This window comes from Kitasatospora sp. NPDC087271 (genome assembly GCF_044744605.1).
Lineage (GTDB): Bacteria > Actinomycetota > Actinomycetes > Streptomycetales > Streptomycetaceae > Kitasatospora.
Map to the genome: position 1 here is coordinate 300144 of NZ_JBIUYQ010000007.1, position 10416 is coordinate 310559.

Here is a 10416-nt window from a genome sequence, read left to right on the forward strand (position 1 = left end):
TTGGTCCCGATGGTAGCGATTTCACCTCCCCCGGTCAGGGTTTCACCGGGCCCGGCCCGTCAGCCCGTCAGTGGGCCGGTCCGTCGGTCGGCCAGCCCGAGGTCGCGCAGGTGGGCGGTGAGCGCGGCCGGGTCGACCGCCCCCGCGGTGAGCCCGACGTGGCCGTCGGGGCGGACCAGTACGACGGCGTCGCCGTCGATCCCGTAGGCGCGGCGGGCGTGGCCGCCGGGGTCGAGGACGCCGGCCCGGCGCACGCCCGGGAGTTCGGGCAGGGCGGTCAGGGCGGGGTGCTCGCCGAAGGCCAGCAGAGTGGCGTGCGGGCCGCGGAAGAGGTCGAACAGGCGGGTGGGGGCGCCGTCGGCGGTGGCGCAGGGGGCGTCCGGGGCGCGGTCCCCGGCGCGGATGCCGGTGGCGTCGTCCAGGTCGCGGCCGAGCGGCCCGCCCCGGTAGTGGACGGACAGCCCGGTGAGGTCGGCGCCGGCCGAGTTGGCCAGGCTGAGGAGCTGGTCGGTCAGGGCCCGGGCCCCGCCGTCGCCGCTGAACAGTGCCCGGTGCTGGGCGGAGGAGGCGGCCAGCACGGCGCGGGCGACGGGCAGCCGTTCGGCCTGGTAGCTGTCGAGGAGCGGGTCGGGGGCGCCGCGCAGCGCCGCCGCCAGCTTCCAGCCGAGGTTGTGCGCGTCCTGGATGCCGGTGTTCATGCCCTGGCCGCCGGCCGCGGACTGGCAGTGGGCGGAGTCCCCGGCGAGGAACACCCGGCCGTCGCGGTAGCGCTCGACCATGCGTACGGTCGGCCGCCAGACGGTGGACCAGGTCGGCTCGTGCAGCCGGGCGCCGGGCAGGCCGGCCCGTTCGGCGAACAGCTGCCGGAAGGTGTTCAGGGTGGGGGCGGGCAGCCGCCCGTGCCCGTCGGGGGTGACGGAGGCGTGGACGGCCCAGGTGTCGTCCTGGCGCAGCGGGACCAGTACCAGGGCGCCGACGCCGAACCGGGGGTCGTCCCAGACGTGCAGGGCGTCCGGCGCGAACCCGTCCAGGCGCATCGTGGCCATCAGGAAGCGCTCCTCCTCCCAGGTCTCGCCGAGGAACGGGATGCCGGCGAGCTTGCGGACGGTGCTGCGGCCGCCGTCGCAGCCGACCAGGTAGCGGGCGGCGATCCGCTCGGTGGCGGCCCCGGTGTGCTCCCCGTGCTGGACGGTGGCGAGGACGCCGTCCCCGTCCTGGGTGTGGTCGACGAGCCCGGTGTCCAGTTCGACCGTGACGCCGTAGTCGGCGAGCCGGTCGCGCAGCACGGCCTCGGTGTGGTGCTGGGCGAGCATCAGCAGGCCGCCGTAGGGGCGGTCGGGGGTCGGGGCGTTGGCGGGTGCCGGGTCGACCTCGTGGCGGAGCCGGTCGCCCCGGTAGCTGCGGATCTTGAGGTTGAGGTCGCCGCGGGCGAGGATCTCGCCGGCCACGCCGAGGTCGTCGAACACCTCCAGCGTCCGGGGGTTGACGCCCTTGCCGCGGACGCCGCGGTCGCGGAAGGCCGGGTCCCGTTCGATGATCCGGCAGTCGACCCCCGCGCGGGCCAGTCCGACGGCGAGCGTCAGTCCGACCGGGCCGGCGCCGACCACGAGGACGTCGGTCGTACGGGCAGTGCTCATGGCGAGTCCCTCCTCGACATAAGATACGAAGCGTTTCTTAATCTCGACTGTAGACTCGGCCCGATAAGAAACGCAACGTATCTACAAGGATGGGTGCGGACCTCGGTGACGACCGGCAGCGCAACGGAGGACGGACCGGCGGGCGGCAGGGCCTCCCGCCGGCGCGGCGACGAACTGGAACAGGCGATCCTCGACGCCGTCTGGGCCGAACTCGCCGACCACGGCTACGACCGGCTCACCATGGACGGTGTCGCCGCCCGCGCCCGGACCAGCAAACCGGTGCTCTACCGCCGCTGGCCCAACCGCGCCGCGCTGGTCGTCGCCGCCCTCGGCCGCAACGCCCCCGACTACCGGGAGCCGCCCGACACCGGCGAACTGCGGGCCGACCTCGCGCTCTTCCTGCGCAGGCTGCTGCACCGCTTCGACGACCTGCCGCAGGAGGCCGTGCACGGCCTCCTGGTCGACCTGATGCGCGACCCCGAACTGCGCGAGCACTTCCGCGGGCTGGTCTCCCAGGGGCCGGTGGGCGGCCTGACGGCGATGCTGCGCCGCGCCGCCGACCGGGGCGAGATCAACCCCGCGCGGCTCACCCCCCGCACCTGCTCCCTCCCGCTCGACCTCCTGCGCGAGGCCGCCCTGCTCGGCGGCGGCGTCCCGCCCGACCGCGTCGTCGACGAGATCCTCGACGAGGTCGTCCTGCCGCTGCTCAGGGCACCCTCCGCGGGCTGACCCGCGAGGCCGGGGTCCTATGCTCGGAGCCGGTCGAACATCCGTACGCGAAAGGGGTCCGCGCATGAGCGGCAGCGTGGTGGCGGTCAGCAGCAGCGCCGAGTATTCGTTCACCAAGCCGAACCGTGACGGCATCGTGCTGCTCACCGGGCTCGGGGTGGAGGGGGACGTGCACGCCGGGGTGACGGTCAAGCACCGTTCGAGGGTCGCCCAGGACCCGGACCAGCCCAACCTGCGCCAGGTCCACCTCATCCACGAGGAGCTCCTCACCGAACTCGGCGAGTCGGGCTTCGCGGTGGCGCCGGGCGCGCTCGGCGAGAACATCACCACCCGGGGCCTCGACCTGCTCGGCCTGCCGGTCGGCGCGGTGCTGCGGATCGGCCCCGAGGCGGTGCTGGAGGTCACCGGCCTGCGCAATCCGTGCCGGCAGATCGACGCCTACCGGCAGGGGCTGTTGAAGCAGGTCGTCGGGCGTGACGAGAACGGCGCCGTCGTCCGCCGGGCCGGCATCATGACCGTCGTGCGCGCGGGCGGACCGGTCCTTCCCGGCGACGCGATCTCGGTGGAGCTGCCGCCCGGCCCGCACCGCCCGCTCGACCGGGTCTGACCGGCTGCCCGGCCCGCATCCCGCCAGGTATACCCCCACCCCGTACACCGAACGCCCCCGACGGCCCTGCCGTCGGGGGCGTTCGGCCGACAGGGCCTAGCCGAGGCGGCCGACCAGGTCGTAGCCGGCCTCGTCCACGGCGGCGGCGACGGCCTCGTCGGCGAGCGGCAGGGTGCTGTCGACGGTGACCTGGCCGACGGCGAGGTCCACGGCGACGTCGGTGATGCCGTCGATCTTCCGCAGTTCGGCGGTCACCGAGGTGACGCAGTGGCCGCAGGTCATGCCCTTCACCTGGAAGACGGCCCGCCCGGCGGTCCCGGTGGCGGGGGCCTCGGTGGCGCCGGTGCCGCAGGAGCCGCAGCAGGAGGCGGTGGTCCCGGCGGCGGTCTCGGTGGCGGGGGACTCGACGGTGACGGTGGTCTCGGACATGGGGGTGCTCCTGTCATCAGTGCCCGGCGCCGGCCCGCGGGTGCGGCCGGCCGCTTCGCCCGGAGAACGTACCATACCCCCCAGGGGTAATTGAGAGCGCCGCCCGCGACGGCTGCGAACGGACTCGACCGATCGTCAACCGATCCTTGTGGCACTCTCGTTGCGCCCTTCCGGCAGGGTGGAAGCGGCCGCCCGCATCCCGGCGGCCGGCGCCGGCAGGCGGCCGATCCCATCACCCGAGGTGACACCCCATGGACCACACCACCCGACCCGGAGCGCGCGGGCCGCGCGGACTGCGCGAGATCCTGGCGGCCGGCGAGCGGACGTACTCCTTCGAGTTCTTCCCGGCCAAGGACGACGCCGGTGAGCGCTCCCTGTGGGCCGCGATCCGGCGGGTGGAGGCGGTCGCGCCGACCTTCGTCTCCGTCACCTACGGCGCCGGCGGCTCCTCGCGCGACCGCACCATCGAGACCACCGAGCGGATCGCCGCCCAGACCACGCTGCGGCCGGTGGCCCACCTGACCGCCGTCGGCCACTCCACCGCCGAGCTCCAGGCCGTCCTGCGCCGCTACGCGGACGTCGGGATCCGCGACGTCCTCGCCCTGCGCGGCGACCCGCCCGGCAACCCGAACGGCGTCTGGCAGCCGCACCCCCGGGGCCTGCGGCACGCCGCCGAACTGGTCGAACTGGTCAAGGGCTGCGGCGCGTTCACGGTCGGGGTGGCGGCCTTCCCGGAGCGCCACCCGCGCTCGGCGGACTGGGCGGACGACATCCGGCACTTCGTCGCCAAGTGCCGGGCGGGCGCCGACTACGCCGTCACCCAGATGTTCTTCGACGTCGAGCACTACCTGCGGCTGCGCGACCGGCTCGCCGAGGCCGGCTGCGACACCCCGGTCATCCCGGAGATCATGCCGGCCACCGACGTCCGCCAGATCGCCCGCTTCGCCGAACTCAGCGGCGCCTCCTTCCCGGCGGGCCTGGCCGCACGGCTGGAGGCGGCCCGCGGCGACCGGCCGGCCGCGCACCGCATCGGCGTCGACCACGCCACCCGGATGGCCGATCGTCTGCTCCGCGAGGGTGCGCCCGGCCTGCACTTCATCACGCTGAACCGCTCCACCGCGGCCCTGGAGATCCACCGCAACCTCGGGCTGGACCGGTCGGCGCGGCCGGCCCCGCTGGCGGCGGCCTGACGGGGGAGCGCCCCCCCCCGGCGAGGTGCGAGGGGTGATACCCGGTACGGGTATATGGTGCTCGGCGCTGGCGAACCGGGGCACCAGGGAAGGCGGACCCACCATGCACGCGATCCTGCACGCGCTGTCCATCGCCGGATCGATGACCTGGGAGATCACCTGGGCGCTGATCCTCGGCTTCCTGCTCTCCGCCGTCGTCCAGGCCGTCGTCCGCAAGTCCACCGTCGTCCGGCTGCTCGGCGACGACCGCCCCCGCACCCTCGGCGTCGCCGCGCTCCTCGGTGCGGCCTCCTCCTCCTGCTCGTACGCTGCCGTGGCCCTCGCCCGCTCGCTGTTCCGCAAGGGCGCGGACTTCACCGCCGCGATGGCCTTCGAGATCGCCTCGACCAATCTGGTCGTCGAACTCGGCGTCATCCTGGCCCTGTTGCTCGGCTGGCAGTTCACGGCGGCCGAGTTCGTCGGCGGGCCGGTGATGATCCTCGCCCTCGCCCTGCTCTTCCGGCTGCTGCTGCGTGACCGGCTGCTGCGCGAGGCCCGCGCCCAGGCGGAACGCGGCCTGGCCGGCTCGATGGAGGGCCACGCGGCGATGGACATGTCCGTCGCCGGGGAGGGCTCCTTCGCCCGGCGGCTGCTGTCCCGGCGGGGCGTCACGGCCGTGTCGCACGTGTTCGTGATGGAGTGGGCGGCCATCCTCAAGGACCTCGTCCTCGGGCTGCTCATCGCCGGTGCCATCGCCGCCTGGGTGCCGGACTCCTTCTGGCAGGCCTTCTTCTTCGCCGACCACCCGCTCGCCGGCCGGCTGTGGGGTCCGCTGGTCGGTCCGGTGGTGGCGATGGCGTCCTTCGTCTGCTCGATCGGCAACGTGCCGCTCGCGGTGGTGCTGTGGAAGGGCGGGATCAGCTTCGGCGGGGTCGTCGCGTTCATCTTCGCGGACCTGCTGATCCTGCCGATCCTCAACATCTACCGGAAGTACTACGGGCGCCGGACGGCCCTGTTCCTGCTCGGCACCTTCTACGTGGCCATGGTGGTGGCCGGCTACACCGTCGAGTTCCTCTTCGGCGCGCTCGGCCTGGTCCCCGACCGGCGCGAGGCCGAGATCCCGATGGCGGGCATCGAGTGGAACTACACCACCTGGCTGAACATCGCCTTCCTGCTCCTCGCCGCCGCCCTGCTCGCCCGCTTCCTGCGCACCGGTGGCCGGGCCATGCTCCGGATGATGGGCGGCGAGCCCGCGGCCGGGGACGGGCACCGGCACGACCAGCGCTGACGCCCGGCAGCGGGTACCTCCCGGGGGTTTCGGGCCGGGCGGATCGCCGGACCGGAAGATACCAGCCTGGGGTATCGGTCCATGCTTGCCTCGGGTACCCCTGGGGGGTATAAAGGAACCCGACGCCGACCGATACCCCCCTGGGGTATAAAGGCCGGGCCGGAGACGCTCAGCGCGTTCCCGGAACGACGACTGTCACGAGGAGCAACGATGACCACCCAGGCACCCGCCTCCACGGAGGTGGAACTCTCGATCGGCGGCATGACCTGCGCCTCGTGCGCGGCCCGGATCGAGAAGAAGCTGAACCGCATGGACGGCGTCTCGGCGAGCGTCAACTACGCCACCGAGAAGGCGAAGGTCGCCTTCCCCGCGGGCGTCGACGTCGCCGACCTGATCGCCACCGTCGAGGCCACCGGCTACAGCGCCGCGCTGCCGAAGCCGCCGGCCGCCGAAGGCCCGGCCGGGCAGGCCGAGCCGGCCGACGAACTCGCCCCGCTGCGCCAGCGGCTGGTCACGGCGGTGGCGCTCGCGGTGCCGGTGATCGCGATGGCGATGGTGCCGGCCCTGCAGTTCGACAACTGGCAGTGGCTGTCGCTGGTGCTGGCCGCTCCGGTGGTCACCTACGCCGCCTGGCCGTTCCACCGCGCCGCCTGGACCAACCTCAAGCACGGCGCCGCGACCATGGACACCCTGGTCTCGCTCGGCACCGGCGCCGCGTTCCTCTGGTCCCTGTGGGCGCTGTTCCTCGGCGACGCCGGAATGCCGGGCATGCGGCACGGCTTCGAGCTGACCATCGCCCGCAGCGACGGCCCGTCGAACATCTACCTGGAGGCGGCGGCCGGCGTCACCGCCTTCATCCTGGCCGGCCGCTACTTCGAGGCCCGCTCCAAGCGCACCGCGGGCGCCGCGCTCCGGGCGCTGCTGGAACTGGGGGCCAAGGACGTCACCGTGCTGCGCGGCGGGGCCGAGGTCCGGATCCCGGTCGGCGGTCTGGCCGTGGGCGACCGGTTCGTGGTGCGGCCGGGCGAGAAGATCGCCACCGACGGCGTGGTGGCCGAGGGGGCCTCGGCGGTGGACGCCTCGATGCTCACCGGCGAGTCCGTACCGGTCGAGGTCGGCGTCGGCGACCAGGTCACCGGCGCCACCGTCAACGCCGGCGGCCGGCTGGTCGTCGAGGCCACCCGGATCGGCGCGGACACCCAGCTGTCCCGGATGGCCCGGCTGGTCGAGGACGCCCAGAACGGCAAGGCCGCCGCCCAGCGCCTCGCCGACCGGATCTCCGCCGTCTTCGTCCCGATCGTGATCGTCCTGGCGGTGGCCACCCTCGGCTACTGGCTGGGCACCGGCGAGGGCTGGACCGCCGCCTTCACGGCAGCGGTCGCGGTGCTGATCATCGCCTGCCCGTGCGCCCTGGGCCTGGCCACCCCGACCGCGCTGCTGGTCGGGACCGGCCGCGGCGCCCAGCTGGGCGTCCTGATCAAGGGCCCGGAGGTGCTGGAGTCCACCCGCAAGGTCGACACCGTCGTCCTGGACAAGACCGGCACCGTCACCACCGGCCGGATGACCCTGCTCGCGGTGCACACCGCCGAGGGCGTCGGCGAGGCCGAGGCGCTGCGCCTGGCCGGCGCCCTGGAGCACGCCTCCGAGCACCCGATCGCCCGGGCGATCGCCACCGCCGCCGCCGAGGCCGGTGAGCTGCCCGCGGTCGAGGGCTTCGAGAACGTGCCGGGCCTGGGCGTCCAGGGCGTGGTCGACGGCCACGCGGTGGTCGCCGGTCGGGAGGCGCTGCTGAACGACTGGTCGCAGTACCTGCCGGAGGGCCTGGGCGAGGCCAAGCGCGCTGCCGAGGCGGCCGGGCGGACCGCGATCGCGGTGGGCTGGGACGGCGAGGCCCGGGCCGTCCTGGAGGTCGCGGACGCGGTCAAGCCGACCAGCGCCGAGGCGATCACCCGGCTGCGCGCGCTGGGCCTGCGTCCGGTGCTGCTGACCGGCGACAACCGGGCGGTCGCCGAGGCCGTCGCCGCCGAGGTCGGCATCGCCCCGGAGCACGTCATCGCCGAGGTCATGCCGCGGGACAAGGTGGAGACCGTCAAGCGGCTCCAGGCCGAGGGCAGGGTCGTGGCGATGGTCGGCGACGGCGTCAACGACGCGGCCGCCCTCGCCCAGGCCGACCTGGGCCTGGCCATGGGCACCGGCACCGACGCCGCGATCGAGGCCGGCGACCTCACCCTGGTCCGCGGCGACCTGCTGGCGGCAGCCGACGCCATCCGGCTCTCCCGCAAGACCCTGGCCACCATCAAGAGCAACCTGTTCTGGGCCTTCGGCTACAACGTCGCCGCCCTGCCGCTGGCCGCGGCCGGGATGCTCAACCCGATGATCGCGGGGGCCGCGATGGCCTTCTCCTCGGTCTTCGTGGTCGGCAACAGCCTGCGGCTGCGCCGCTTCCGCTGAGCCCGTTCGAACACTGACCGTCCGAACGCCGACCGTCCGAACGCCGAACCGCCCACCCTGCTGGACCCGCCCGAGCCGCCGGCGCCCCGGAACCGCACCAGGTTCCGGGGCCCCGGCGCATCCCGGGCCCCGGCCTGTCGCCGGACACTCCGCGAAGCCCCGCTCAGCCCTGCTCGGGCAGCGCCACCGCCTGCCACCGGTACGCCGCGTCCTCCTGCCAGCACTGCAACTCGCCCTCCACCACCGCGGCCAGGCACAGCCGCCAGTCCTCGCCCATCGCGAGCGCGACCCGGGTGGCCGGGCGCAGCGTCGGCCGCCACCACCGCGGACGCCGGGAGGCGCCGCCGGCCGGCAGTCGCAGCCGGACGCCGCCCGCGCCGGCCAGCGCCACCGTCGGGCCGCCCCGGTGGCCGGCCATCGCGACGCCGAGGGAGGGCTCGCCGTCGCCGATCTCGGGGGCAGGGCCGGCCGTACCGAGGGTGTGCAGCTGGACGGAGCCGTCCGGGCGCAGCGTCGCGGCCTGCGGGCCGGCGGAGGTGCGGGCCAGCGCCCCGGCGCGCAGGGCGCCGGGCGGCCCCAGCGGGGCGGGGCCCTGCGCCGAGCCCGGTCGCCAGCTCAGCACCCGCTCCCGGTGCTCGACCAGGACCAGCCAGGATCCGGACCGCTCCTCCAGGGCGGCGAGCACCCGGTCGGCCGGGCAGCCGGGCAGCTCCTGGCCGGTGAGGGTGAGGCCGGGCGCCCAGCGGTAGGAGCGCAGGGCGCCGCCGGCCGCTGTCCAGACCGTCATCTCCCCGGCGGAGTTGACCGCCCCGGCGAGCCCGCTGACGCCGCGCGCGGCCTCCCACCAGCCGGCCGAGGTGCCGACCCAGAGCGTTCCGCCGCGGTCCTCGGCGCAGACCACCAGTTCGCCCTGGCCGCCGGCCCAGCCGGCCAGCAACTCCCTGACCGGGCCGGGCCCCTGGCCGGCCGGCAGGCGCTGCCCGTGGTGTCCGGGGCCGGCCAGTGCGGTGCCGTCGGCGCCGCCGGTGACCAGCAGCGGCCGGCCGGCCCGGTCGGGCAGGACGGCCAGGCCCGCGGTGCGCGCCACCGGCCGGCGGGAGCGCAGGAGTTCGCGGCCGCGGCCCACCCAGGGGCCGAGCGGGGAGGGGCGGCGGTCCGGTTCGCGGGCGAGCGGTTCGCAGGCCCAGCGCGCCAGGTCCTCGCCGTAGCCGGCGGCCAGGAGTTCGGCGCGGGCCTGTTCGGCGGCGAGCCGGTGGTCGAGCCGGCCGTGGTCGGGCAGCAGCAGGGTGCGGGCGAGGGTGCCGACCGCGAACAGGTCCTTGGCGGTGGTGGGGAAGCCGCCGACCTGCTCGGCCTCCGGCGGGACGTGCCCGGGGGTGAACACCGCGACGGTGAGGGTGTGGTCGAGCGGGGCCAGGAAGGTCAGGTCGATCAGCTTGACCTGGTTCTGGGCGTCCACCAGGACGTTGGCGGGGGAGATGTCGCGGTGCACCCAGCGTTTGCGGTGCAGTTCGTCGACGATCCGGCAGAGCCGGGCCAGCACCTCGGCCACCGCCGCCGGGCCGCCGCGCTGGGTGCGGGCCCAGGTGTGCAGCGGCACGCCCTCGACCCAGGGGGAGATCTGGTAGCCGAGCAGCCCGGCGGAGGGCGCGGCGCCGGGCCGGTGCGGGGAGGGGCCGAGCAGGAAGCTGGGCACCACCAGGTCGGTCACGCCCAGGCGGTGGGCGTTGTGCGAGACGTCGTCCCAGCGGCCGAGCCAGCGCCGTACCTCGGAGGGGTCGCGCTCCAGCATGATCTTCGCGGCGACGAGTTCCTTGAGCCCGCTGTGGCCGGTCCGCACCGCCCGCCACACCTCGGCCTCGCCGCCCCGGTGGTGGAATTCCAGGAGCTCGTACTGCTCGGGGTCGAACTCCGGCCCGAACCGGAGCCCGGGCACCCAACGCGACTCGGACACGCATCCCCCGACTGGACCCTGTTGGCCTGTTCGCCCTGACCCGGCCTCGGGCCGGTTCCCGCGCGGTGGTTCTCGCACCGCTTCCGCTGCGTCGCCCAGGATAGTGCTCAATTCTGTTCGTCTGTCCGGTGGAGGGCCTATTCTGATGGGCG

8 protein-coding genes are annotated in these 10416 nt (G+C 74.8%); 5 read left to right on the forward strand and 3 right to left on the reverse strand.

The genetic code is table 11. The features are described from left to right. Positions 1–59: 59 nt before the first annotated feature. Complete coding sequence (locus ACIO9K_RS15290) at positions 60–1637, reverse strand: FAD-dependent monooxygenase (protein ID WP_400330014.1); 1578 nt, start codon at positions 1635–1637, stop codon at positions 60–62. 105 nt (positions 1638–1742) lie between these two features. Between ACIO9K_RS15290 and ACIO9K_RS15295 the strand changes: the two genes are divergently transcribed. After that, entirely contained in the window at positions 1743–2366 is a 624-nt protein-coding gene (locus ACIO9K_RS15295; RefSeq protein WP_400330017.1) for a TetR/AcrR family transcriptional regulator, read from the forward strand. Between the two features lie 64 nt (positions 2367–2430). After that, positions 2431–2973, forward strand: coding sequence for an MOSC domain-containing protein (locus tag ACIO9K_RS15300; RefSeq protein ID WP_363618399.1), 543 nt, complete (start codon positions 2431–2433; stop codon positions 2971–2973). 96 nt (positions 2974–3069) lie between these two features. Here the strand turns inward: ACIO9K_RS15300 and ACIO9K_RS15305 are convergent, their stop codons facing one another. Continuing rightward, positions 3070–3402 carry a heavy-metal-associated domain-containing protein gene (locus tag ACIO9K_RS15305; RefSeq protein ID WP_400330021.1) on the reverse strand — a complete coding sequence of 111 codons (333 nt, stop codon included), beginning with the start codon at positions 3400–3402 and terminating at the stop codon, positions 3070–3072. Between the two features lie 251 nt (positions 3403–3653). Between ACIO9K_RS15305 and metF the strand changes: the two genes are divergently transcribed. The 3 genes from metF to ACIO9K_RS15320 all read left to right on the forward strand — a co-directional run bounded on the left by metF (position 3654) and on the right by ACIO9K_RS15320 (position 8310). Further along, a complete protein-coding gene (gene metF, locus ACIO9K_RS15310) occupies positions 3654–4592 on the forward strand; it encodes a methylenetetrahydrofolate reductase [NAD(P)H] (protein WP_363618403.1) in 939 nt (312 codons plus the stop codon). Positions 4593–4695: 103 nt separating this feature from the next. Beyond that, the gene (locus ACIO9K_RS15315; RefSeq protein ID WP_400330024.1) at positions 4696–5859 is read left to right on the forward strand and encodes a permease; all 1164 of its coding nucleotides are present in this window, start codon (positions 4696–4698) and stop codon (positions 5857–5859) included. A 210-nt stretch (positions 5860–6069) separates the two neighbouring features. Next, complete coding sequence (locus tag ACIO9K_RS15320) at positions 6070–8310, forward strand: heavy metal translocating P-type ATPase (RefSeq protein WP_400330027.1); 2241 nt, start codon at positions 6070–6072, stop codon at positions 8308–8310. Between the two features lie 163 nt (positions 8311–8473). Here ACIO9K_RS15320 and ACIO9K_RS15325 read toward each other — a convergent pair whose 3' ends face one another. Continuing rightward, the gene (locus tag ACIO9K_RS15325) at positions 8474–10264 is read right to left on the reverse strand and encodes a protein kinase (protein ID WP_400330030.1); all 1791 of its coding nucleotides are present in this window, start codon (positions 10262–10264) and stop codon (positions 8474–8476) included. Positions 10265–10416: the final 152 nt, after the last annotated feature.